This window comes from Streptomyces sp. NPDC047981, from assembly GCF_040653315.1.
Classification (GTDB): domain Bacteria; phylum Actinomycetota; class Actinomycetes; order Streptomycetales; family Streptomycetaceae; genus Streptomyces.
Genome location: NZ_JBEZNQ010000025.1, coordinates 21,171 through 44,596, shown reverse-complemented (window position 1 = coordinate 44,596; position 23,426 = coordinate 21,171). Strand labels below are relative to the sequence as shown.

Below are 23,426 nucleotides of genomic sequence, written 5' to 3'. Positions count from 1 at the left end.
TCTCCGCTATCCGCCGGCTGGGACCCGTCAGACGATCCCCTCCTCGATCTCCGCCTCCTCGCGCGCCGTTCCGTACGCCGACGGCGTGCCGTACGAGCGGCGCGCCACGTACCACCACACGCTGGCCAGCACGAGGACCACGGCCAGCGCGATGACCGCGTAGTTCATCGAGTCGATCGTCACCGGCGACTTCTGGGGCAGGCAGAAGAGCACGGTCACGAGCGCGACCCAGACCACGGCGACCCAGCCGATCGGGCGACTCCACCGGCCCAGGCTCCACGGTCCTGGCGTGAACCGCTTGCCCGCGCGCAGGCGCAGGTAGATGGGGATCGCGTAGGCGGGGGTGATGCCGATGACGTTGATCGCGGTGACGGCGCCGTACGCGGTCGCGGAGTAGAGCGAGGGGACGGCGAGGAGGGCGGCGACGCCGACGGCGAGCCAGACCGCGGGCACCGGGGTCTGCGTCCGGCTGCTGACCTTCCGCCAGAGGGCGGAGCCGGGCAGGGCGTTGTCCCGGCTGAAGGCGAAGACCATCCGGCTGGCGGCGGCCACCTCGGCGTTGCCGCAGAAGAGCTGGGCGACGATCACCACGAGCAGCAGCGCGCTGGCGGCGCCGGAGCCGAGCGCGTCGAGGAGGATCTGCGCCGGGGGTACGCCGGTGGCGCTGTTCTGGGTGCCCGCGTAGTCCTGGATCGCGAAGGTCAGTCCTGCGAGCAGGGCGAAACCGGCGATCCATGAGACCCAGATGGCCCGGACGATGCCCTTGGCGGCGCTGACCGAGGCGTTGGAGGTCTCCTCGGAGAGGTGGGCGGAGGCGTCGTACCCGGAGAAGGTGTACTGGGCGAGCAGCAGGCCGATGGCCGCGACGTAGAACGGGTTGGCCCAGCCGGTGTCGTTGACGAACTCGGTGAAGACGAACTCGGCGGACTGGTGGCGGTCGGGGATGAACGCGAGCGCCCCGACGATCACGGCGACTCCCGCGAGGTGCCACCAGACGCTGATGGAGTTGAGCACGCTGACGAGCCGTACGCCGAAGAGGTTGAGGCCGGCGTGCAGCAGCAGGATGGCGAGGAAGATCAGGAAGGTCGAGCCGGCGGTGGGCACGATGCCCCACTGGAGGTTGAGGAACGCTCCGGTGAACAGTGCGGCGCCGTAGTCGATGCCGGCGATCGCGCCGAGCAGGCCGAGCAGGTTGAGCCAGCCGGTGTACCAGCCCCAGCGGCGGCCGCCCAGCCGGTCGGCCATGTAGTAGAGCGCGCCGGAGGTCGGATAGGCGCTGGTGACCTCGGCGAGGGCGAGTCCGACGCAGAGCACGAAGAGCCCGACGCCCGCCCAGCCCCACAGCATGACGGCGGGGCCGCCGGTGCCGAGGCCGAACCCGTAGAGCGTCATGCACCCGGAGAGGATCGAGATGACGGAGAAGCTGATGGCGAAGTTGCCGAAGCCGCCCATGCGACGGGCCAGGACGGGCTGGTAGCCGAGTTCCCTCAGCCGGGCCTCGTCGTCCTGGCCGCCCGCGCGGGGCCTGGCTGTCTCGTCGACGGGCGCGGTGCGGGACATGGCGTACCTCCGGAGTGGGGGGCAGGGGAGAGGGAAGGCTGAGCGGACGGAGCGGGTGTCAGGGGTCGAGACAGCGCGCGCGGGCGCGGACGAAGAACTCGGTGGCGAGCGCCCGGTCGTCGGGGTGCTCGGTGCGGTACGCCCAGGGCAGCACCGTGTGGTACGGCCCCAGGGCCTCGAAGACCCGGGCGGCGTCGGCGAAGCGCTGGGCGCCGAAGAGCGCGTGGGCGAGGTGGTTGAGGTCGAGCAGGGACGCCTCGTCGGTGGCGCAGAAGAGGAACCAGGACCGCAGGGCCTGCTGGGCGTCACGGACCGCGTCCTCGGCGACCCAGTGCAGGTCCAGGGCGTGCGTGTGGCCGCGTTCCCGTCGGTAGCGCTCCACCCTGACGTACAGCGGCAGGGCGTGCAGGGCCGAGCCGGTGGGGGCGGAACCTGCGGCCCACTGCGCGTAGTTGACGGCCTCGGAGAAGGAGCCCGCGCGGCGGACGTAGAGGAACTGCAGCAACCGGTGGTGCGCCTCGCGGTTCTGCGGATCGCGCCGCTCGGCCTCGGCGAGCAGCCCCCAGGGGCCGGGCGGGAGGAGCGGCGCGGGCGGGGACTGCCGGTGCTCGGGCATCCGCTGCCGGTCGTCGAGGGCGGCGAGGGCCAGCAGGCAGATCCAGGGGACGGGGTCGGCGGGCGCGCTCTCGGCGGAGCGACGGCAGGCGGTCCAGGCCTCCTGCCACAGTTCGCGGGTGCGGGGGTGACCGCCGCGGTGGGCGCGTACGGCGCGTTCGACGGCGACGCGGGTGTGCAGGACGAGCGCGGGGACGCTGTCCGGCTCCTCGGTCCGCCAGGTCTGGACGACGTCGCCGCCCGCGGCGACGGTGGCGAGCACTTGGGTACGCCGTGTCCAGTCGGCCCAGCCGGGGGTCTCGTCGAGTAATCGGGCCGTCGACACCCAGCGGCCGGTCCGCAGCTCCTGGACCGCGTTGCGCAGGGCGTGGTCGTGGCCCGCCGGATGGTAGACGGGCTTGAATCCGTGCCCAGCCATCACGGAACGTGACGTGCGGTGGGTGACATGGCTCCTCGGTGGGTGGGGCGCATCGGTGACGCGTATCGGCCGCTGGTCGGCGTCGGTCAGTGGTGATCGGCGATGATCGGCGATCACTATAGGCTCCGCCGGTTGATCGCGATCATCTTTCGAATCTGACCGTAACTATCCAGCCACGGAGCGAATTTGAGCATGTGTCACCTCCCATGGAGGAAGCCGACGGACAGGCTCCGCTCCGCTTGACGGGACGCGGCGCGTGCACCAGTCTTGCCGGTTCCGCGATCAAGGCCCGCGACCCTTCGAGGGGCAGGAGGACGAGTGATGACGGGTCCGGTGCTCGCCGTCGACCAGGGAACGTCGGGGACCAAGGCGCTCGTCGTCTGCCCCGAACGGGGCGTCATCGGAACGGGCTCCGCGCCCGTACGGCCTCGCCATCTGCCCGGTGGCCTGGTCGAGGTCGATCCGGCACAGCTCTACGACTCCGTCGTCGCCGCAGGCCGCGCCGCGCTCGCCGAGGCGGACACCCCGGTCGCCGCCGTAGCTCTGGCCAACCAGGGCGAGACCGTCCTCGCCTGGGATCCCGCGACGGGTGAACCCCTCACCGACGCGCTCGTCTGGCAGGACCGCAGAGCGGCCGACATCTGCACCGAACTCGCGCAGCACGCGGCTGAGCTGAAGGAGCGGACCGGACTTCCGCTCGATCCCTATTTCGCCGCTCCCAAGATGGCCTGGATCCGTCGTCGGCTCACCGGGGCGGGAGTGGTCACCACGAGCGACGCGTGGCTGGTGCACCGTCTGACGGGCGCGTTCGTCACCGATGCCGCGACGGCGGGGCGCACCGGGCTCCTCGACCTGGACTCGGTGTCCTGGTCCGCGCCCGCCCTCGACGTCTACGGCCTGGGCGCCGAACGGCTGCCGCAGGTGGTCGACGCGGACACGCACATCGGAACGACGACGGCGTTCGGCCGGCCGATCCCGTTGACGGGGCTGCTCGTGGACCAGCAGGCGGCCCTGCTCGCCCAGAGCGTCACCACCCCCGGCGCGGCCAAGTGCACCTACGGAACCGGGGCGTTCCTGCTCGCCCAGACGGGCTCCTCGCCGCGCCGCGGCGACTCGGGCCTGGTGAGCTGTGTGGCCTGGCGCCTGCGGGGCCGGACGAGCTACTGCCTGGACGGTCAGGTGTACACGGCCGCGTCCGCCGTGCGGTGGCTGACCGATCTCGGGGTGCTGTCGGGCGCCGGAGAACTCGACGCGGTGGGCGCGACGGCGCCGGACACCGGCGGGGTCACCTTCGTCCCGGCACTCGCGGGTCTCGCCGCGCCCTGGTGGCGGGGCGACGTCCGCGGCTCCGTGCAGGGCCTCGGCCTGGACACGACCGCGGGACACCTGGTCAGGGCGCTCTGCGAGGGGATCGCCGCACAGGTCGTGGAGCTGGCGGCCGCGGCGGCGAGCGATCTCGGCCGACCGCTCACCTCCCTGCGCGTGGACGGCGGTCTCACCCGCTCGGCGCTCTTGATGCAGACGCAGGCGGACCTGCTCCAACTCCCCGTCGAGGTCTCGGCCCTGCCCGACGCGACGGCGCTCGGCGTCGGCGCGGTCGCGCGGCTCGGGCTCGACCCCGGGCTCCCTGTGCACGAGGCCGTACCGGAGTGGAAGCCGTCGGCCGTCTACGAGCCCGCCGTGACCGGAGCGGAGGCGGACGAGCGCCTCGGCCGGTTCCGTACGGCCGTGGCGGCGCTGCTCGACGGGACCGAGGGGGCGGCCCGGCCATGAACCCGGACAGACCGGCGCCGCCGGACCGGCGGATCGGGGCGGTGACCCGCGCCGGTACCCTGCCGGACACCTCGGCGCCCGGCGCCGCGTACGACGTCGTGGTCGTCGGCGCAGGGGTGGTCGGTTGCGCGATCGCGCGCGAACTGGCCCGCAGACCGTTGCGGGTCGCCCTGGTCGAGGCGTCCGGGGACGTCGGCGAGGGCACGTCGAAGGCCAACACCGCGATCCTGCACACGGGTTTCGACGCGGTCCCCGGTTCGCTGGAAGCGCGACTGGTGCGGGAGGGGCAGCGTCTGCTCCTCGACTACGCGGCGGAGACGGGCATTCCCGTGGAGCCCCTCGGCGCACTCCTCGTCGCCTGGGACGAGGAGCAGCTGGCCGCACTCCCCCGCCTCGCCGACAAGGCCGTACGCAACGGCCGTCGAAGCACTCGCCTCCTGGCCGCCGACGAACTCCGGGCGCGGGAGCCCCACCTGGGTCCGGGGGCGCTCGGAGCCCTCGACGTGCCGGGCGAGTCGATCATCTGCCCCTGGACGACGACCCTCGCGTACGCCACCCAGGCCGTCCGCTCCGGAGTCGACCTGCACCTCAACTGTCCTGTGGAGAAGGCCGATCCGGGCGCGCCGCACCGACTGGTCACGCCCCGGGGCGTGCTGCGGGCCCGCTATGTCGTCAACGCCTGCGGGCTCCACGCGGACCGCTTCGACGCGCTGTTCGGGCGCCGGGACTTCACGGTGACGCCGCGGCGCGGCCAGTTGATCGTCTTCGACTCCTTCGCCCGCTCGCTCGTCCGCCACATCCTCCTGCCCGTGCCGGGCGCTCTGGGCAAGGGGGTGCTGGTCGCGCCGACGGTGTACGGGAAGGTGCTGCTCGGCCCGACGGCGGAGAACCTCGACGACCGGACGGCCACCGGAACGACCGCCGAAGGACTTGCGGGCCTCCTGGACCAGGGGCGGCGCGTGCTGCCCGCACTGCTCGACGAGGAGGTCACCGCGGTCTACGCGGGGCTGCGGGCGGCCACCGAGCACGACGACTACAAGTGCGCCGCCCATCCCGGGCTGCGGTACGTCACCGCGGGCGGCATCCGGTCGACCGGCCTGACGGCCTCGCTTGCGATCGCCGCGCACATGGTGGAGCTGCTCGCCGAGTGCGGCCTCGCGCTCGGGGCGGAGCGGCCGCTCGCGCCGGTCCGGATGCCCAACCTCGGCGAGGCCTTCCCGCGCCCGTACCGGGATGCCGAACTCATCTCCCGGGAGCCGGAGTTCGGGGCGATCGTCTGCCACTGCGAGCGGGTGACCCGGGGCGAGATCCGGGCGGCGCTCGCCTCGACGGTCGCACCGGCCTCGCTGGACGGGCTGCGGCGCAGGACGCGGGCGCGGGGCGGCCGGTGCCAGGGGTTCTCCTGCGGCGCAGAGGTACGGGCGCTGTTCGAGGAGGGGGTGGGGCGGCCGTGGCGGGAGGGGTGAGCGGGCAGCCGAGTCACGACGGACCCGTGCAGCGGTTCGTCGATGTCCTCGTCGTCGGCGCGGGGCCCGCCGGACTCGCCTCGGCGCAGCGGCTCGCCGCCGCGAGTGCGGGGCGGTTCCGGGTCGAGGTCCTGGAGCGTGAGCGGGAGGCCGGCGGGGCACCGCGCCACTGCGCCCACGGCGGTTTCGGCCTGGCGGACTTCGGGCGGCCGCTGGACGGGCCGGGATACGCCCGCCGGCTGGCGCGCGCGGCGGGCAGGGCCGGCGCCACGGTCCGTACCGGTGTGTCGGTGACCGGTTGGGCCGGGCCGCTCACCCTGGACGTGACGGCACCGACCGGCCTGGAGAGGATCACCGCGCGGGCGGTGATCCTGGCGACCGGTGCGCGGGAACGGCCGCGCAGCGCACGTCTCGTACCGGGGACCCGTCCTGCCGGAGTGCTGACGACCGGTGAGCTCCAGCAGTCCGTGCACCTGTACGGGGTCCGGCGCGAGCGGCTCGGGCGGCGCGCCGTCGTGATCGGCGCGGAGCCGGTGGCCCACAACGCGGTGCGGGCGCTCCGCCGGGCGCAGGTCGACGTGGTGGCGCTGGTCACCGAACATCCCCGGTCCCGGAGGTGGTTCGGCGCGCTCCCCGCGCCCCCGTTGCTGACCGGCACCGCGGTCACCGAACTGCTGGGCCGGGGGCGGCTCACGGGTGTCCGGGTGCGCCGCGCGGACGGCCGGGAGGGTGTGATCGGCTGCGACACGGTCGTGTTCACCGGGGACTGGATTCCCGAGCACGAACTGGCCCGGTCGGGCGGGGTGCCCCTCGACGGCGGTACGCGCGGCCCTTCGGTCGACGGCGCCCACCGCACCGCCACGGCGGGCGTCTTCGCGGCGGGCAACGTCCTGCGCGGGGTCGAGTCGGCGGGGGCCGCGGCGGCCGAGGGGAGGGCCGCGGCGGACGCCGTGCTGCGCCATCTGGCCGGAGAGCCCTGGCCGGTGACGGCGGTGCCGGTGCGGGTGGAAGGCCCGGTGGAGTGGGTGGCTCCGAACCGGTTCACGCCCCAGCCGCCCGAGGGCCCCGCGCGCTGCCCGCTCCTCCTGCGGGTGAGCGAGCCCTTGGCCCGGCCGCTCGTGGAGGTCCGTCAGGACGGCCGGGTCCTCCACCGCTCCCGGCTTCTGGGTACGGCGTCGCCGCACCGTTCGGTGCGGGTGGCCGCCGGATGGGCGCGCCATGTCGATCCGGCGGGTGGGCCCGTGACGGTTCGGGTCACGGCCTGACCTGCCAGTGGCCTGGGCCACTGGCAGGTGCCCGGAACCGTTGACCGCCGCGTCACCTCCCCCCATCCTGCTGGTCATGTTCATGGCAAATACTGCGGGCGGAGACCCCGTCCAGTTACGACACGGAGGTGTCATGGTCCGGCGCATGGTCAGATCCCTGCTCGCCACGCTTCTGGTGGTGGCCGCCGCCCTCACGGGCACGGTCGCGACGTCCGGCACGGCGCACGCCGACGAGTGCTACACCTGGGGCCGCACGCTCTCGTCGGGCATGTCCGGTGCGGACGTGACACAGCTGCAGATCCGGGTGGCCGGCTACCCCGGCTACGGGGCGGTCCTCGCGGTCGACGGCTCCTACGGCCCGGCCACCCAGGCCGCCGTGACCCGTTTCCAGCAGGCGTACGGACTCGCCGCGGACGGCGTCGCCGGTCCGGCGACCTTCGCGAAGCTGTACGCCCTCCAGGACGCGGACTGCACACCGATCCACTTCACCTACGCCGAGCTCAACAAGTGCAACGGCGACTTCTCCGGCGGGGCCGTCAGCGCGGCCACCGCCAAGTCCAACGCCCTGCGCGCGATGTGGAAGCTGGAGGCGCTGCGCCACGCGCTGGGCGACGTGCCGATCTCGGTGAGCAGCGGCTTCCGCTCGTACGCCTGCAACTCGGCGGTGGGCGGCGCGTCCGACAGCCGCCATCTGTACGGCGACGGCATCGACCTGACGGGATCGCCCTCGCTGTGCACGCTCGCGAAGCAGGCACGCAACCACGGCTTCAACGGCATCCTCGGCCCGGGCTACCCGGGCCACGGCGACCACGCGCACGTGGACACCCGCGCCTCGCGCTTCTGGTCGGCGAGCAGCTGCGGTATCTGACCCGCTCGGCGACACTGAGCGGTATGCCGGACAAGCGCAGCGCTGGGCTCCTTCTCTTCCGCCGGACGGCGGACGGCGGTTTCGAGGTGCTCATCGGCCATATGGGCGGGCCCTTCTGGGCGTCGAAGGACGTCTCCGCCTGGTCGATCCCCAAGGGCGAGTACGGCCCCGAGGAAGCACCGCAGGCCGCCGCCCGCCGCGAGTTCGAGGAGGAGCTCGGCCTGCCGGCACCCGAAGGCGAGCGGATCGCGCTCGGCGAGGCCCGGCAGACGAGCGGAAAGACCGTCACGATCTGGGCGGTCGAGGGCGACCTCGACCCGACCCTGGTCGTACCGGGCACGTTCACCATGGAATGGCCGCGGGGCTCCGGTGCCGTACAGGAGTTCCCGGAGATCGACCGGGTCGGCTGGTTCACCCCGGAGTCGGCCGCGCCCCTGCTCGTTCCGGGCCAGCGGATCTTCCTCGAACGGCTCGCGGAGTGGCTGGACGGGCGGGGCGGGTCCTGATCGACGCTCGGCCGGGGGCCGGTCGGGCCGGTCGGTCCTGTGGGGCGGGTTCCGGTCGGGCCGGCCGGTCGGGGGGCCGGCCGGCCGGGCTGGTTCAGGCGGACGGAGCGGGCGGCCAGTCCGGGGCGGGGTCGTCGGCGAGCAGGGGGCGCAGGGCGCCGACCGCCGCGCCGATGCAGGTGTCCCGCAGTTCGGTGCGGGTGCAGGTCTCGCGCGTGAGCCAGTCCACGCACAGCACTTGGACGAAGACGAGCCAGGCCTTCAGCGCCGCGGAGACGGCGGCGTGCGTGCGCGCGTCGGCGAGCGGGAGCACACCGAGCAGGCGTGAGCGCAGGGCGTCGAGTTCGTCCGTCATGATCGTCTGGATGACGGGATCACCCGCCAGCACCCGGTTCGCGGCAAGGACGGCGTGCCGGTTGGCGACGAAGTAGTCGAGGTGGGCGTCAAGTCCCTGGGCGAGCTGCTCGACGAGCGTGGCGTCAGGATCGAACGCGGTCGCCTCCAGCAGCCGTTCGGCGGCCTCCTGGTACACCGCCGCGAAGAGCGCGTGCTTGCTCGGGAAGTGCTGGTAGAGCAGGGCACGGGACACATCGGCCTGCCGGGCGACGTCCTCCATCAGCACGTCGTCGTAGGGGGCGGCGGCGAAGAGCCGGGCGCCGACGGCCAGCAGTTGGGCACGGCGGTCGGCAGGGCTCAGACGTCGGCGGGGAGGCACGCACCCAGATTACTTGACACTCGTCCACCAAGGGGCCCTACTCTGAAGCTAAGTAGACACACGTCAACTAAGTGGGGTGGAGTCATATGGCCAGGGCACTCCGGGCGTTCGCCTGGGTGATGGGCCTCGCCTGCACGGCGATCGGGCTGTTCCACGTGGTCGGCGGCAACGCCGCGATTCCGGGCGAGGCCGACGCCGGCCCCACTCTGGACAGCCTGGGCCGGTTCTTCGGCGCGATCTTCGCCGGGTACGGGCTCGTCTGGCTGTGGGCGGCCAGGCAACACCCCGTCCCGGCGCGGGTGGTGCGGTGGCTCGCGGCGGTGTTCCTCCTGGGCGGCGCGGGGCGGTTGTTGTCCCTGGCGGTGCACGGATGGCCGCACTCGTTCCAGGTGGCGCTGACCGTGATCGAGCTGGTCCTCCCGCCCATCTGGTTCTGGTTGGCGGACGCCGACGAGCGGGCGTCCCGAGAGCGGAGGGCGGGGTCCCCGGGTGCGGCGGCCGCCTGGCCGTCCCTTCCGGATCCGGCCTGAGCCACGCCCACCGGAACCCGGTTCGAGGGTCGATGTCAGACCCGTACGAGAGGGTGGAGGCAGCCAACCTGTCGAGAGGGAGCCAGACATGACCACGATCACCGTCCGTGAGCGCGCCGCAGCCCAGGCGTACCTCCGTCTGCTGGAGTCCACCCAGGCCGTGCTGACGGATCCGCACCTCGTTCCCTACGCGGCGGCGATGCTCACTCACCCCATGGCCGAGGCCGACGAGGCGCTGCGCGCGGCGGGGCTGTCCGGGAACGAGGCGAGACTGCTGCATCTCGTGTCGGCCCTGCGCGCCTCCCCCGCCGCCGACCTCGGCCGGACGGGGTGAGGGACCGCGCGTCGGCCTGGGGCCTTTCGATCCGAACGAAAGGCCCTAGGGGGTGAGGCGGACGGGGAGGGTGCGGACGCTGTTGCCGACGAAGCTCGCGTGGCGGGTCAGGTCCGATTCCGGCACGGCCAGGTCGAGGGTGGGGAAGCGGGTGAAGAGCGCCTCCAGGGCGATGGTCGCCTCCATCCGGGCGAGCGGGGCGCCCAGGCAGTAGTGGGCGCCGTGCCCCAGGGAGAGGTGCTTGGCCGCGGGGACGCGGGTGACGTCGTAGCGGTCGGCGTCCGGGCCGTGGGCCTTCGTGTCGCGCCCGGCCGCCGAGTAACCGGCCAGGACCGGTGTGCCCTTCGGGATGAGCGTGCCGTCGACGGTCAGGTCGCGGGTGGGGTAGCGGAACGGGAAGTAGCTCACCGGGCTGTCCCAGCGCAGCGTCTCCTCGACCACGTCCGACCAGGCGGCGCGCCCCGCCATGACGTGGGCGAGCTGGTCGCGGTGCGCGCACAGGGCGCGGACCGCGTTGGTGACGAGGTTCAGGGTCGTCTCGTGGCCGGCGATGATCAGCAGGACCATCGTGCCGATCAGCTCGGGCGGGCTGAGCCGGTCGCCGCCCTCGTCGCGGGCGGCGATGAGGGCGCTGGTGAGGTCGTCACCGGGGTGGCGGGCGCGGTCGGCGGCGACGGCGGTGAGGAGCTCCAGAAGCTCCCGGTTGGCGGCGAGGGCCTCCTCGGGACCGATGTCGGTGGCCACGACCTGGTTGGAGAGGTGGTGCAGCCGCTCCTGGTGGCCCTCGTCGACACCGAGGAGGTCGCAGATGACGCTCAGGGGCAGCGGCAGGGCGAAGTGCCGGCGCAGGTCGGCGACGCCGTCCGCGGAGCGGGCTGCGTCGGCCAGCCGGTCCAGGAGTCCGGCGGTGAGCGTCTCGATGCGGGGCCGCAGCGCCTCGACCCGGCGGACGGTGAACGCCTTGCCGACGAGGGAGCGCAGCCGGCGGTGGTCGGCGTCGTCTGCGGTGGTCATGCCCCGCACGGTGGCGAACGTCCGCAGGGGCCAGCCGGCCGGGATCCTGCCCTCGGCGAGGGCGCTGAAGTGCTGGGCGCTCTTGGCGACTTCGGGGTGGGTGAGGAACTCGCGCAGCGCTTCGTGGCCGAGCACGGCCATGCCTTCTATCTCTCCGGGCAGGACCACGGGGCTCACGGCCCCTTGGGCGAGCAGTCGCGCGTTGGCGGCGTGCGGGCAGCCGCCGGTGGGGTCGAGGCGGTGGGGCGTGGCGTTCAACGGCTTCTCCTGACGGCGAGGACGTTCGATGCGACGCGCGTGGGTGACGGTTGGTGCGGGGTTCGGATCCTACGGTCAACCCGCCCTGTGGCGGGTGGAATCGGGCCGCTCCTGACGCGGGGGACGGGGGTGACGGCCGAGGAGTTCGGCCAGACCGCGCCGGGTGGTGGCGACGAGGACCCGGTCGCCCGCGCCGAGGACCCGGTCCGGCTCCAACTGCCAGACGAGCCCCGCCGCGTGCCTGCCGAGAGGCGCCGAACCCGTGGCGCGGGCGATGATCCGCCAGGCTCCCGGCCGGAAGGCCTCGGCCACCGTACGGCCCTCCAGGTACGGGTTGCCGCCCGCCTCCACGGCCGCGAAGAGCAGCACCCTGCGCTCCACCGGGATGGCGCCCAGGATCTGGCGGCCCATCATGGCTCCCGCGAAGGCGGGAGCCGCCAGGTGCGAGACGCTGCGGCTGCGGGTGAGCGCCTCGGGGTGGGCGGCGCGCAGGGTTCGGTAGACGGCGGTGGCGAAGTCGTCGTCGTAGAGCCGCAGCGCGACCCGGAGGTCGGGCTTGACCGAACGGGCGGAGAGCGCGGCCTCCAGATTGGTGATGTCGATGCTGGTCAGCGCGAGGAGAGCGTGCGCCCGGTGGATCCGGGCGGCCTCAAGGACGCCCTCCTCCGTGACGTCGCCGATGACGGTGGGGACGCGCAGGCGGCGGGCGAGGGCGATGCCGCGGGCCTCGGGGTCGGACTCGACGCAGACCACGGGGATGTCCAGGCGGCGCAGCCGGGCGAGGACGCGGGTGCCGACCTTGCCGAGCCCGAGCAGCACCACATGTCCGGAGAGCCCGCGGGGCGGGCGGCGGAGCGAGGTCGCGGTACGGAAGGTGCCGAGCGCCTCGAGGATGCCCGCCATGAGCACCGGCATCAGGAGGAGCCCGACGAACCCGGCGAGAATCTGCAGCACCTGACGACCGGTCGTCTCCTCGACCGCCGGGTCTCCGATGGCGAAGATGTCGAGGAGCGTGAGGTAGGCGGCGTGCAGGGGGTGGTCGTCGGTGGCCAGCCACGTGGCGAGGGCGATCGCCCCGACGGCGGCGGTGACGCCCGCGAGCGACCAGCGCAGTCTGCGGGAGAACAGCGAGCCCACGGGCAGGGAGGAGCCGCCGAACCGCTTGTGGGAGAGGGTGGGGCCCGCGTAGGTGATCGCTTCGAGGGCGACCGTGCCCCGGCCGGGGGCGGCGGCGACCGCCCGGTCGTCGGGCAGGAGCAGAGGGCCCTGGGCGCCGCTGCCTTCGGCGCCCTCGACGCCGGCCGGGTCGTTCGTCGTCGCCGAGAGCAGCGCGAGCGTGCAGAGCCCCGGGTCGGCGACCTCGCCCCGGGCGGGCGGGGTCCGCTCGACGGCGTGCAGCAGCAGCCCGCCGGCCTGCACGACCTTGCTCGTACCGGCGACGGCCGTGGCCGCGAGCGCGGGCGCCGCGGTGTCGGCGTCCGAGAGCACGGTCGTCGCCGCGTCGAGCTCCTTCGGGTCGAGGCCGGGCTCGGCGACCGTCGCGGCCTGGTCGAGGAGCGTCTCCAGGTGCTGCCCGAGCCTGCGGTTGTAGAGCCGGATGACCAGGCGCAGTCGCGGGTTGAGCCGGCGGGCCGCGAGGGCGGCGCGGATGTTGGTCTCGTCGTCGTCATGGACGAGGGCGAGCGCGGCGGCCCGCTCCACTCCCGCGTCGATCAGCACCGCGTCGTCGACCACGGCCGTCTCCACCAGTCTGATCGACCGGCCCTCGGGCGCGTCGCGCTGGTCCAGAACGGGTGTACGTGTCATGGCGGCGGTCACCCGGCCGAAGAGCGAGGCGGCGCGGCCAGGGCGGCCGGAGGGCGGCTGCGGCTCGTCACCGCGCACGGGTACGAGGAGGGTGATCCGCTCTCCGTACACGTCGTGGAGCTCATGCGCGAGCCGGTGGGCGAGGACGTCGTCACCGCAGACGATCATGTGCCCTGCCGGGGCGGGCGGCGGGAGCCGGTCGGGGCGCGCCGCGGGCGCGCCCAGGGGCGTGCCCTGCGGATCGGTGGAGGGCGCCCGCCGCGCGGGTTCCGGCGGAACGGGCATGCTCTGGTACGGAAGTGAGGACACGTCACCAGGATGCCGTGTGCCACCGACAGTCCGGGCACCGGGCACCGGGCACCGGGCACCGGGCACCGGGCACCGGGCACCGGGCACCGGGCAGGATTCCGAACCCGGCCCGCCCGCGCCGACCGTGTCGGTGGTTCCCGACGCCCTCGGGTCGGCGCCGCGTCGCGTGTCGTCTCCGTCAGGGCGCGGCCGACAGCGACCCTCGGGGCGCAGTGAGGGATGCGTTCGGGCTCGTTCCGGGCTTCTCCCCGACGAGGATGTTCGGCGGCGGACGCGGCGGCTGCCCACGTCGTCGACCTCCCCCGCCGTTCGAGAGCCCCGAACCGCCCGTACGCCACTCCCTGTACGCCGGTCGGCGCACTCCGATCTGCGAGGGTCGGTCCCGCTTCCTACGGTGGCTGAATGATCGTCATGTCAGCTGTCCGTCATGCTGCCGCCGGCGCCGCGGCGCTGCTGCTCGCGCTGCCCGTGCCGGCGGCAGCGGCGGCTTCCGGCACCGAACCCACGCCTCCTGCCGAACGCTTCATCGATCCCGCCCGCCTCCACCGCTCGGGCGTCCAGGTCCAGGCCCTGCCCGGTGGGCCGGGGGCGCCGTCCTCCGTCTCCGCGCTGTCCTGGGTGGTGGCGGACGCCTCCACGGGCGAGGTCCTGGCGGCGCGCAACGCGCACCGGCGGCTGCCGCCCGCCAGCACGCTGAAGACCCTGTTCGCCGTGACCGCGCTCCCCCGCATCGACCAGAGGGAGCGTCACACCGTCTCCGAGTCGGAGCTGACGGGGATCGGAAGCGGAAGCAGCATGGTCGGCGTCCAGGCCGGACTCACGTACAAGGTCTCCGACCTGTGGAACGGAGTCTTCCTCAATTCGGGGAACGACGCGGTGCGGGTCCTCGCGGCGATGAACGGAGGCTGGGAGTCCACGACCCGTCAGATGCAGGCCAAGGCCCGCGCACTGGGGGCGCATGACACCCGTGTGGTGTCCCCGGACGGATACGACGCGCCCGGGCAGGTGTCCTCCGCCTACGACCTGGCGCTCTTCGGCCGTGCCGGGCTGCAGGATCCGGACTTCGTCCGGTACTGCTCGACGCGGTACGCGGACTTCCCGGCGGGCGGCTGGTCGTACGGCATCCGCAACACCAACCGGCTGCTGACCGGGGAGGACGGCGTGAGCCGCTACCCCGGGCTGATCGGCGTGAAGAACGGATACACGACCAACGCGGGCAACACCCTGATCGCGGCCGCCCGGCAGGGCTCGCGGACGCTGGTCGTGTCGGTGATGAACCCGCAGTGGGGCGGCGGGCTCGCGGTGTACGAGGAGGCGCGGACGCTGCTGGACTGGGGCTTCGCCTCGGCGGGACGGGTCCAGCCGGTCGGCTCGCTCGCTCCAGCGGCCGTACGGAACCGGTCGAAGGACGGGCAGGTGAAGAAGGCCGCGGAGAAGCCGACCGGAGGGAAGCCGACCGGAGGGAAGCCGACCGGAGGGAAGCCGACCGGAGGGAAGCCGGCGGCAGGGAAGCCGGCGGCCGAAGCGGCCGGGAAGGCGGCAGGGAAGACCGCGGGTGCCCTGCCGAAGGCGGGCCCGAAGGCGGGCGCCGAGCACGGCGCCGGTACCGGGCCCGCGACCGGGCCCGACGCACGTACCGCGCCGCGAGCCGGGGCGGCCGCGGTCTCCGGCGACATGGCCGCCCTCTCCGCACCCGCGAAGGCCGTACGCCAGGAGGACGTGCCCTCGGGGCCCTGGGCGGGGCTGCCGCTCGCCCTGGTCGGTGCGTCGCTCGGCGCCGCGCTCTCGCTCTGGGTCTGGCGCCGCCGGTCGGCCGGACGGGGCGACGGGAACGTGTGACCGCCGGTCGCGCGGCGCCGCGAGAGACCGGGGCCCCACGCCACGGGCCCCGGTGAGCGCCGCGCGACCGGCTCCCCGCCGTCGTCAGGCGGGCAGGAACTCCCCCAGCAGTTCGGCGAACTCCTCGGGACCGACCAGCCGGATGCCCAGCTCCTCGGCCTTGGCCCGCTTGGACCCGGCCTTCTCGCCCGCGACGACGAGCCCGGTGCGCTGGGAGACACTGGAGGAGGACCTGCCCCCGGCGCGCTCGACGAGTTCGTTCATCTGATTGCGGCTCAGGGCGGCCAGCGGCCCGGTCATGGCACCGGTGACGACGACGGACAGACCCGCGAGCGGGCCGGCCGGGGCGTCGGCTGCGGCGGCGGCCGGCTCCGCCTCGGAGCCCGTGTCGGCCGTCCCCGGCGCGGGCGCCGGCGTGGCTCCGGGCTCGGTCATGTTCACTCCGGCGGCCACGAGCCTGTCGACGACAGGGCCGAGTTCGGCCAGTTCGGCCACGATGACCGGCGCCTTCTCCGCCCCGATGCCCTCGACACTCCGCATCGCCTCCTCGTCGGCGGCGCGGACGGCGTCCATGGTGGCGAAGTGGCGCGCTATGCGGCGGGACATGGAGCGGCCCGTGCCCCGGATTCCCAGCGCGCACAGGACGCGGGAGAGCGGCCTGGTCCGGGCGGTGGCGAGCGCGGCCAGCAGGTTGTCCGCGCTGGTCTCGCCCATCCGGTCCAGGCCGAGGAGCTGCTCACGGGTCAGGGTGAACAGCCCTGCCACGTCGGCGACGAGCCCGGCGTCGACGAGCTGCACGATCCGGGACGCGCCGAGCCCCTCGACGTCGAGCTGGTCGCGGCCGACGGCGTACGAGAGGGAGGCGACGAGGTGGCAGTTCCTGCCCTGTGCGCACCGCCAGCGCTGCTCGCTGCGGTCGATCTCCGAGCCGCACTGCGGACAGGACTCGGGGAACTCGATGGGCTGTTCCTCACCGGTCCGCAGCTGCGCGACGGGCGCCTCGACCCGGGGGATGATGTCGCCCGCCTTGTGGACCATCACGTGGTCGCCGAGGCGCAGATCGCGGCGGGTGATGTCCGAGGGGTTGTGCAGGGTGGCGTACGTGACGGTGCTGCCGTCGATCTCCACCGGCTCCAGGACGGCCCGCGGCGCGATGACGCCCGTTCGGCCGACGTTCCACTCGACGGCGAGGAGCCGGGTGACCTTCTCCACGGCCGGCAGCTTGTAGGCGATCGCCCAGCGCGGCGCGCGGGAGCCCTCGCCGGCCTCGCGGCGGTCGGCGGCGAGGTCGGCCTTGACGACGATCCCGTCGATCCCGAACGGCAGCTCCGCCCGGAGCGCCGCTATCTCCTCGACCCTGGCCAGGACCTCGGCCGCGCCGGTCACCGACCGGCCGGGAACGGCGGTGGCGGCCGACGTGTGCAGCCCGAGGGAGGCGGCTCGCGCGAGCAGCTCGCTGTGGGCCGCCCCGCCGAGACCGGCACCGCTCCCGGCTCCGCCGCCCCCGTTCCCGTTCCCTTCCACGTCTCCGTTGCCGTCGCCGTCGCCGTCTCCGCTCCTGTCGCCGGTCCCGTACTCCTGGCCGGGCTCGGCCGGCGGCAGCAGGTCGTAGGCGAAGAAGGTCATCTCGACGCGGTACGGCCGGTCCTTGGCGCGCAGGGTGCCCGCCGCCGCGTTGCGCGGGTTGGCGAACGGCTCGCCGCCGTGGGCCACCCTGACCGGGTTGGCGGCCTCGAACTGCTCGGTGGTCATGAGTACTTCGCCGCGGACCTCGACCGTCAGGGGCTCGGCGAGCCGCTCCGGCAGACCCACGATCGTCCCGATGGCGTGCGACACGTCCTCCCCTGCCGTGCCGTCCCCGCGGGTGACGAGACGGGCGAGCCGACCCCGTTCGTAGCGCGCCGCCATCGCGAGTCCGTCGAGCTTGGGTTCGACGCTCCAGCGCTCCACCGGCCGGCCGATCCGGCGCTCCAGCGAGGCGGCCCAGGCCGTGAACTGCTCGGCGGAGAAGACGTTGTCCAGGGAGAGCATCGGCCGTGTGTGCGGGACGTCCCCGGTGGCCGCGCCCCCGGCGACCTTGCCGGTCGGTGAGTCGGCGCGCGCCTGCCCGGGGTGGTCGGCCTCCCAGGCCGCTATCGCCCGGGCGAGGTGGTCGTAGGCATCGTCGTCCAGCGGGGAGGTACCGCCCGCGTAGTAGGCCGCGGCGGCGTGCTTGGCATCCTCGACCGCCCGCGCGTACGCGGCGGCATCGGCGAGAACCGGAGTCGTCGTCATGGTCTCCATCGTGCCGGGCACCACTGACAACGGCCCCTGCCGACCGACGGGTCCGCGCGAGGGCGACTCCCCCGGCCACGCCGCCCCGGAGGTGTCGGGTCACCGCGAGGTCAGTGCGGCCAGGACCTCGGCTTCAGATGGCGCGACCAGCGGATGACCAGCCGCAGCAGGCCGGTCACGGTCAGGACCCACGTGACCGCGAAGGCCCAGACGAGAGCGGGTTCACCGGTCGTGACCGCCAGGACGAGCAGCCCGAGTGACAGCACGCCGAGGAGGGCGACGACCACCGCCGGCGCGTGCCGGCGCCCCGGGCGGGCCCCCCTGCGGCCCCCTCCTCCGAGACGGCGCGTCCGACGCGAGCCGTCCTTCGGCGGCGCATCCGACATGTCCGCGAGGAGATCACGCTCCATCTCCGCCAGGATCCGCCGCTCCCGGTGCGAGAGCCGGGGTTCTTCCATCGCCGGACACCTCCACCTGCACGCCCTGAGCCTGCCACCCTCGCGGGTACCCGCACGGAGCCACCGAACACCTCCCGGCCCGAGGCACCACCCCCGCCAGAAGCGGGCGAATCACCCATACATGGGATAATCAAACCAGGACGCTCGAACGACGGACCGCGCCGCCCTCTCGGCGGCGCAGGCTCGCCACCACCGTCGAGGGAGCCACATGTCCATGCCCCGGAATCCTCCCGCCCCACCCGTCACCGCGCGTACGGGTGCGGCGGCCGCGGTGCGCGAGCGCGCGCTGGACGGCCTGCCCGAGGTCGACCGGCCCACCGAAGTGAGCACCGGCGACGCCCGGACGCTCTCCACCGCGCTGTTCGCCCGGCTGGCGGAGATGGAGGAGGGCACGCCGGAACGGGCATACGTACGGAACACACTGGTCGAGCTGAACCTCAGCCTGGTGAAGTTCGCGGCGCGCCGCTTCCGCAACCGCAACGAGCCGCCGGAAGACATCGTCCAGGTCGGCACGATCGGCCTGATCAAGGCGATCGACCGGTTCGAGACGGGCCGGGAGGTGGAGTTCTCCGCCTTCGCGCTGCCCACGATCGTCGGTGAGATGAAGCGATTCTTCCGCGACACGAGCTGGGCGGTGCAGGTGCCGCGACGCCTTCAGGAGCTCCGTATCGAGCTGGCGAAGGCCGTCGACACCCTGGAGCAGCGGCTCGGCAGACGTCCGACCCGGGCGGAACTCGCCGCCCATCTGCACCTCGACGAGGCGAGGGTGGCGGAGGGCGAACAGGCCTCGAACGGCTATGTGGCCCGCTCGCTCGACACCCCCGCCGGGGACGACGAGCCGTCCGCGTCGGCGGTCGCCCGCCGGCTCGGGGCGGAGGAACCGGCCTTCGAGCTGATCGACACGCTGGAGTCGCTCAAGCCGCTGATCGCACGCCTCGACGTACGGGACCGCCGGATCCTGGCCCTGCGCTTCGGCGAGGAACTGACGCAGGCGCAGATCGGTGAACGGCTCGGGCTCTCACAGATGCACATCTCCCGGCTGCTCGCCAGGATCCTCGGCGAACTCCGCGCGGGCCTCCGAGAGGGCGCCCAGGGGCCGCAAGCCGGCGTGGAGGACCCGCAGGCCGACGCCGCCGAGGACCCGCGAGCCGACGCGGCGGACCGGGGGACCCACGCCCCCGCCCCGTCCGCGTCGCTCAGCGCGGTCGTCCCGGGCGGCTGACCTCGAGCCAGACCACCTTGCCGCTCCCGCGCGGCTCGGATCCCCAGGCTGCTGCCAGCCGGTCGAGGACCATCAGGCCGTGACCGCCGGGCAAGGACGGCGCCCTGGACCGGCGGCGCCGCGGGGGCACGGGACTGGCGTCGGACACCTCGACGCGCAGGCGGTACTCACGGTGACGCAGGACCAGCTCCTCGGGGCCGTCGGCGTGCAGGCAGGCATTGGTGACGACCTCGGAGACCAGGAGCAGGACGTCCTCCGCCCGCTCCCGCCCCTCGTCGTCCTCGGCCGGGAGCCAGCCCCAGTCGCCGAGCGCCGCCTCCGTGAAATCGCGGCACCGCGTGACCACGCCCCTCGTCCCGAACAGCACCAGCCGCCGCACCTGTTCTTCGTCCACGGCGTGCGGGGCCGTGGACGCGCCGTGCTCCGACTCCATCGGGTCACCCGCCTCCCTCCGTGCTCGTACGGGCGCATACCCCACTCACGCCCCGGAACGCATGATTCGTCCCGTCGGCGCAAGAGTCGGCGCGAGAGTCGGCGCTCAGGAGCCGGGCAGCCGTTCCAGCGCCTGGCGGGGCGCGGTGCCCGGGGCTCCGACGTACCGTTCGGCGGCGTGCACCGCCTCACGTGCGGTCCGCTCCCCCATCAGCACACACAGCGTGTACGCGGTGTCCTCGAAGCGGCGACGGACCGACAGGTCGCAAGGCCTGGCCAGGACACCCCGTTCCTGAGCCCGATAGTGCCGCAGCAGCCGGTCGACGGTGTTTCTGTCGGGCATCAACATCAAGTCCTCCTGGCGCGTCCCCCCTCCCTCCGTCGCTCCATATTCGGGTCGACGGGTCACCCGCGCGACCCATGCGACCACGTTCCGTCACGGCGGCCGTCCGGCGTGCGGCGGCGCTCCGGATGGCGGATGGTCGATTCCATGAAGGCGAGTGCGGGTCTGAAGGTCGTCGTCACCGGGGCCACGGGCAATGTCGGCACGAGTCTGGTCCGGGCTCTCGAACGGGAGCCGCGGATCGCCTCCGTGCTCGGTCTGGCCCGCCGCAGACCCAACCTGTCCCTGGGGAAGACCGAGTGGGCCGAGGTGGACCTGTCGCTGGAGGGCGACGAGCCGCGACTCGCCCGGTACATCGAGGACGCCGACGCCGTGGTCCATCTCGCCTGGGCCTTCCAGCCGACCCACGAACCGGCCGCGACCTGGCGGTCCAACGTCCTGGGGGCGATGCGGGTCTTCGACGCGGTGGCGGCGGCGCACGTGCCGACGCTGGTGCACGCCTCGTCCGTCGGCGCCTACTCCCCGGGGCCCGGGAACGGCGCGCCCGTCTCGGAGACCTGGCCCACGCACGGCTGGCCGGGCGCCGCGTACACCCGCGAGAAGGCGTATCTGGAACGCGTCCTGGACACCTTCGAGCGCGACCACCCGCAGACCCGGGTGGTGCGGATGCGGCCCTGCTTCCTCTTCAAGGAGGAGTCCGCGAGCGAGCAGCGGCGGATCTTCGCGGGCCGGTTCTTCCCGGGCTGGCTGATGCGTCCCGATCTGCTGCCGCTCCTCCCCGAGCCGGCCGGGCTGCGCTTCCAGGCCATGCACACGGACGACGCGGCCGAGGCCTACGTCCGCGCGCTCGTGGGGGACGTCCGGGGGGCGTTCAACATCGCCGCCGACCCGGTGATCGACACGGCGGCGCTCTCCTCCCTCCTGGCCGCCCGGCCCGTGAAGGTGCCGAGCGGGGCGGCGCGCGGCCTGCTCTCGGCGGCCTGGCGGCTCCGGGTGGCGGGCGCCTCCCCCGACCTCTTCGACGCGCTCCTCCGACTGCCGCTGATGGCCACCGAGCGGGCCCGTCGCGAGCTGGGCTGGGAACCGTCCCGCACCTCGGTGGAGGCGCTGAGCGCCTTCCTGCGGGGCGTACGGGCGGGCAGCGGCGACGCGACGGCCCCGCTCGCGGGGCGCCGCGTGGGCTGACGGCCTCAGCCGGTCGATCGGTCGGTCGGTCGGGGTCAGCCAGCCGGTCCGTCAGCCCGTCGGCCGGTCAGCCCGTCGGTCCGTCGCTCCGTCCGTACGCCGCCCAGTCCACGACGCCCATGACGGCGCCCGCGGCCTCCCGGCCGCCGCAGTGGGCGCGGTGGTGCGCCGCGATGCCGTCGAGGTCGAGGTGGTGGCCGAACGCCGGGCGGGCGGCGAGGCGTCGGGCGTAGGACCAGAGCGCCGGGTGTCCGGCGATCCGCTCCAGCGCGCCGGCGTCCAGGTGGCGGCGGTGGACGGTGTCCAGCTGGACGAGGGTCACCCAGACGTGGACGTCGGCGGCGGTGAGGGTGTCGCCGAGGACGTACGCCTGGCGCCGCAGCCTGCGCTCGAGGCCGCCGAGGGCGGCGAAGAGCTCGGAGAGCGGGCCCTGATGGGCCGCCTCGTCGTCGAGACCGAGCTCGCCCGCCTGCTGCGCGGCCCGGTCGATGCCGCGCTCGCACAGTGCGGCGATGGCGGCGATCTCGGCCTCGCGCCCCTCGGGCAGCAGGTCGGGGCGGCCGGGCCCACGGAACCGCAGGGCGAGGTCGCGCAGGATGTCGGGCGCGTGGGTGCTGACGATGCGGCCGGTCCAGCCGTCGCTGAGGACGGGCGCGGCGGCCGGCCCCGGGTAGAGGTGGGCACTGGCCTCGTACAGCGGCAGCAGGACCGTGTACCCCCCGCCGGGCGTGTCCGGGGTGGCGGGGAGGAGCGAGAGCGGGACGGTCTCATGGAGCCCGAGCAGGCCGTGGGTGACGGCGATGCGCAGACAACCGGGACAGGCGAGGGAGAGGTGGATCCGATAGCGGTGCGGCACGGCGTAGTGGCCGCTGCGGACGTCCGCGCCGATGCGGCCCCGGAAGGCGGGCGCGGCGGACACGGCGGCGGGGACCGAGGCCGGAGGGGCGGCATAAGGACCGGGGTGCGGGGTGACGGACATGCTTCTCCCTGAGGGTGCTCGGTGCTGGGTCACGGGCGAGCGACGACGTCGACGGGCGTCCGGAGGCAGCAGAGGTACGGGAAGGAGGAGGGCGGAGGGGAGCGGAAGGCCGTGGTCGGGGGCGTACGGCTCGCCCGGGGCTCGACGACCGGCCGACGGACCCGCCCGGTCGTCCGCGCCCGGACTCGACCCGGAGGCCGAATCCCGGCCCGGCCGTACCCGGGCTCGACCCGGGGCTGAAGTCCGGGCCGGCGGCCCGGGGGTCGTCCCTGGACCGAAGTCCGCCCCGGAGACCGGAGTCGGCCGGAGACCGATGCCGGCCGGCGGTCGACGGCCGAGGACCGGGGACCGGGGGCCCGCCCGCAGCCCGAGAGCTGGGGGCCGCAGCCTCAGCGCGCGGAGTCGGTGGCGGGGGTGGCGGCGGTGGGCCGGCGGCGGCGGTGGCGACTCGCCGCGCTGCACACGCGCAGCAGGTCGATGTGACGGCGGGAGGTCAGGGGCAGCGAGCGCACCGGTCGGCCGGCGAAGGCCGTCGTCCGTGCTCCCCTGCGCGCCATCATTCCCTACCCATTCACTCGGATTCCCGTGCCCCGAGTGTCGGCGCGGCCACGGTCCGCGTCAAGAGCGCGGACAGCCCTCGGACACGGATCGCCCCGGCACTCCCCGGTGGGGTACGGATCCGGTCACCGAGGTGCGGAATAATGCGGGCATGCGCATCTCAGCCAGGGCCGACTACGCGGTGCGAGCCGCGCTCCAGCTGGCCGCCGCCCAGGACGCAGGGCCGGTCAAGGCGGAGACGATCGCCGAATGCCAGGACATCTCGCACAAGTTCCTGGAGGGCATCCTCGGCGACATGCGCAGGGGCGGTCTCGTGCAGAGCCAGCGTGGCGGGAACGGCGGCTACTGGCTGGCCAGACCCGCGGACGCGATCTCCGTCGCGGACGTGATCCGGTGCGTGGACGGCCCCCTCGTGTCGGTGCGCGGGGTACGGCCTCCGGAGCTCTCGTACACCGGTCCGGCCGAATCGCTCCTTACGCTCTGGATCGCCCTGCGGGCGAACGTGCGCAACGTGCTCGACGGCGTCTCCCTCGCGGACGTGGCGGCCGGGCAGCTGCCGGCCGCGATCTCCGGGCTCGCGGAGTCGCCGGACGCCTGGACCAATCCCTGACTCCCCCGCACCCTCTCCGACCCCGCACGACGCCGGGCCGTCCCGGCTCGTGGAATTGAACTGTCCATGATGTGAACGCCCCTTGGGGC

Annotated in this window: 22 protein-coding genes; 11 read left to right on the top strand and 11 right to left on the bottom strand. The window is 73.9% G+C overall.

Translation table 11 applies throughout. The annotated features are described in order from the left end of the window. Nucleotides 1–27 precede the first annotated feature (27 nt). Together AB0E14_RS17070 and AB0E14_RS17065 are read right to left on the bottom strand one after the other, a co-directional pair. Nucleotides 28–1,560, bottom strand: a complete 1,533-nt coding sequence (locus tag AB0E14_RS17070; RefSeq protein WP_362417793.1) for an amino acid permease — start codon at nt 1,558–1,560, stop codon at nt 28–30. Between the two features lie 58 nt (nt 1,561–1,618). Beyond that, nucleotides 1,619–2,593, bottom strand: a complete 975-nt coding sequence (locus tag AB0E14_RS17065; RefSeq protein WP_362417790.1) for a hypothetical protein — start codon at nt 2,591–2,593, stop codon at nt 1,619–1,621. Nucleotides 2,594–2,914: 321 nt separating this feature from the next. Here AB0E14_RS17065 and AB0E14_RS17060 point away from each other — a divergent pair, with 321 nt between their 5' ends. From AB0E14_RS17060 to AB0E14_RS17040, 5 genes are all read left to right on the top strand, one after another. Then, nucleotides 2,915–4,366: an FGGY family carbohydrate kinase gene (locus AB0E14_RS17060; RefSeq protein ID WP_362417787.1), complete on the top strand. Its 1,452-nt coding sequence runs from the start codon at nt 2,915–2,917 to the stop codon at nt 4,364–4,366. Then, nucleotides 4,363–5,832: an FAD-dependent oxidoreductase gene (locus AB0E14_RS17055; RefSeq protein WP_362417784.1), complete on the top strand. Its 1,470-nt coding sequence runs from the start codon at nt 4,363–4,365 to the stop codon at nt 5,830–5,832. The genes AB0E14_RS17060 and AB0E14_RS17055 overlap by 4 nt, the downstream gene beginning before the upstream one ends. Before the next feature lie 26 nt (nt 5,833–5,858). Next, nucleotides 5,859–7,097: an FAD-dependent oxidoreductase gene (locus AB0E14_RS17050; RefSeq protein ID WP_362417781.1), complete on the top strand. Its 1,239-nt coding sequence runs from the start codon at nt 5,859–5,861 to the stop codon at nt 7,095–7,097. Between the two features lie 133 nt (nt 7,098–7,230). Beyond that, a complete protein-coding gene (locus AB0E14_RS17045; protein WP_362417778.1) occupies nt 7,231–7,965 on the top strand; it encodes a D-Ala-D-Ala carboxypeptidase family metallohydrolase in 735 nt (244 codons plus the stop codon). A 23-nt stretch (nt 7,966–7,988) separates the two neighbouring features. Continuing rightward, nucleotides 7,989–8,471 (top strand): NUDIX domain-containing protein, encoded by a 483-nt coding sequence (locus AB0E14_RS17040; protein WP_362417775.1) that lies wholly within the window; start codon nt 7,989–7,991, stop codon nt 8,469–8,471. 94 nt (nt 8,472–8,565) lie between these two features. Here the strand turns inward: AB0E14_RS17040 and AB0E14_RS17035 are convergent, their stop codons facing one another. Continuing rightward, nucleotides 8,566–9,186: a helix-turn-helix domain-containing protein gene (locus tag AB0E14_RS17035; protein WP_362417772.1), complete on the bottom strand. Its 621-nt coding sequence runs from the start codon at nt 9,184–9,186 to the stop codon at nt 8,566–8,568. Between the two features lie 86 nt (nt 9,187–9,272). Between AB0E14_RS17035 and AB0E14_RS17030 the strand changes: the two genes are divergently transcribed. Together AB0E14_RS17030 and AB0E14_RS17025 are read left to right on the top strand one after the other, a co-directional pair. Further along, nucleotides 9,273–9,716 (top strand): DUF4345 domain-containing protein, encoded by a 444-nt coding sequence (locus AB0E14_RS17030; RefSeq protein ID WP_362417769.1) that lies wholly within the window; start codon nt 9,273–9,275, stop codon nt 9,714–9,716. A gap of 88 nt (nt 9,717–9,804) precedes the next feature. Next, nucleotides 9,805–10,050, top strand: a complete 246-nt coding sequence (locus tag AB0E14_RS17025; protein WP_362417766.1) for a hypothetical protein — start codon at nt 9,805–9,807, stop codon at nt 10,048–10,050. Nucleotides 10,051–10,095: 45 nt separating this feature from the next. Here the strand turns inward: AB0E14_RS17025 and AB0E14_RS17020 are convergent, their stop codons facing one another. Further along, nucleotides 10,096–11,322 carry a cytochrome P450 gene (locus AB0E14_RS17020; RefSeq protein WP_362417763.1) on the bottom strand — a complete coding sequence of 409 codons (1,227 nt, stop codon included), beginning with the start codon at nt 11,320–11,322 and terminating at the stop codon, nt 10,096–10,098. A gap of 75 nt (nt 11,323–11,397) precedes the next feature. Beyond that, nucleotides 11,398–13,296: an NAD-binding protein gene (locus AB0E14_RS17015; protein WP_362417941.1), complete on the bottom strand. Its 1,899-nt coding sequence runs from the start codon at nt 13,294–13,296 to the stop codon at nt 11,398–11,400. Between the two features lie 543 nt (nt 13,297–13,839). On the opposite strand from AB0E14_RS17015, the gene AB0E14_RS17010 reads away from it, so the two are divergent. Continuing rightward, entirely contained in the window at nt 13,840–15,276 is a 1,437-nt protein-coding gene (locus AB0E14_RS17010) for a serine hydrolase (protein WP_362417760.1), read from the top strand. Nucleotides 15,277–15,360: 84 nt separating this feature from the next. On the opposite strand, the gene ligA is transcribed toward AB0E14_RS17010, so the two are convergent. Together ligA and AB0E14_RS17000 are read right to left on the bottom strand one after the other, a co-directional pair. After that, nucleotides 15,361–17,559 (bottom strand): NAD-dependent DNA ligase LigA, encoded by a 2,199-nt coding sequence (gene ligA, locus AB0E14_RS17005; RefSeq protein ID WP_362417756.1) that lies wholly within the window; start codon nt 17,557–17,559, stop codon nt 15,361–15,363. A 101-nt stretch (nt 17,560–17,660) separates the two neighbouring features. Next, complete coding sequence (locus tag AB0E14_RS17000) at nt 17,661–18,008, bottom strand: hypothetical protein (protein ID WP_362417753.1); 348 nt, start codon at nt 18,006–18,008, stop codon at nt 17,661–17,663. 214 nt (nt 18,009–18,222) lie between these two features. On the opposite strand from AB0E14_RS17000, the gene AB0E14_RS16995 reads away from it, so the two are divergent. Further along, on the top strand, nt 18,223–19,230 hold the full coding sequence (locus tag AB0E14_RS16995; RefSeq protein WP_362417750.1) for a SigB/SigF/SigG family RNA polymerase sigma factor: 1,008 nt from the start codon (nt 18,223–18,225) through the stop codon (nt 19,228–19,230). Here the strand turns inward: AB0E14_RS16995 and AB0E14_RS16990 are convergent. Then, the gene (locus tag AB0E14_RS16990; protein ID WP_362417747.1) at nt 19,205–19,663 is read right to left on the bottom strand and encodes an ATP-binding protein; all 459 of its coding nucleotides are present in this window, start codon (nt 19,661–19,663) and stop codon (nt 19,205–19,207) included. The two genes, AB0E14_RS16995 and AB0E14_RS16990, sit on opposite strands and share 26 nt — an antisense overlap. A gap of 105 nt (nt 19,664–19,768) precedes the next feature. Continuing rightward, nucleotides 19,769–20,011 carry a DUF5133 domain-containing protein gene (locus tag AB0E14_RS16985; RefSeq protein WP_362417744.1) on the bottom strand — a complete coding sequence of 81 codons (243 nt, stop codon included), beginning with the start codon at nt 20,009–20,011 and terminating at the stop codon, nt 19,769–19,771. A 141-nt stretch (nt 20,012–20,152) separates the two neighbouring features. Here AB0E14_RS16985 and AB0E14_RS16980 point away from each other — a divergent pair, with 141 nt between their 5' ends. Further along, nucleotides 20,153–21,190, top strand: a complete 1,038-nt coding sequence (locus AB0E14_RS16980) for an NAD-dependent epimerase/dehydratase family protein (RefSeq protein ID WP_362417739.1) — start codon at nt 20,153–20,155, stop codon at nt 21,188–21,190. A 67-nt stretch (nt 21,191–21,257) separates the two neighbouring features. On the opposite strand, the gene AB0E14_RS16975 is transcribed toward AB0E14_RS16980, so the two are convergent. Both AB0E14_RS16975 and AB0E14_RS16970 read right to left on the bottom strand, forming a co-directional pair. Beyond that, nucleotides 21,258–22,169 carry a glutathione S-transferase C-terminal domain-containing protein gene (locus tag AB0E14_RS16975; protein ID WP_362417736.1) on the bottom strand — a complete coding sequence of 304 codons (912 nt, stop codon included), beginning with the start codon at nt 22,167–22,169 and terminating at the stop codon, nt 21,258–21,260. 389 nt (nt 22,170–22,558) lie between these two features. After that, entirely contained in the window at nt 22,559–22,729 is a 171-nt protein-coding gene (locus AB0E14_RS16970) for a hypothetical protein (protein WP_362417733.1), read from the bottom strand. Between the two features lie 149 nt (nt 22,730–22,878). Here AB0E14_RS16970 and AB0E14_RS16965 point away from each other — a divergent pair, with 149 nt between their 5' ends. After that, a complete protein-coding gene (locus AB0E14_RS16965) occupies nt 22,879–23,337 on the top strand; it encodes an Rrf2 family transcriptional regulator (RefSeq protein WP_362417729.1) in 459 nt (152 codons plus the stop codon). The last annotated feature ends 89 nt before the right edge of the window (nt 23,338–23,426 follow it).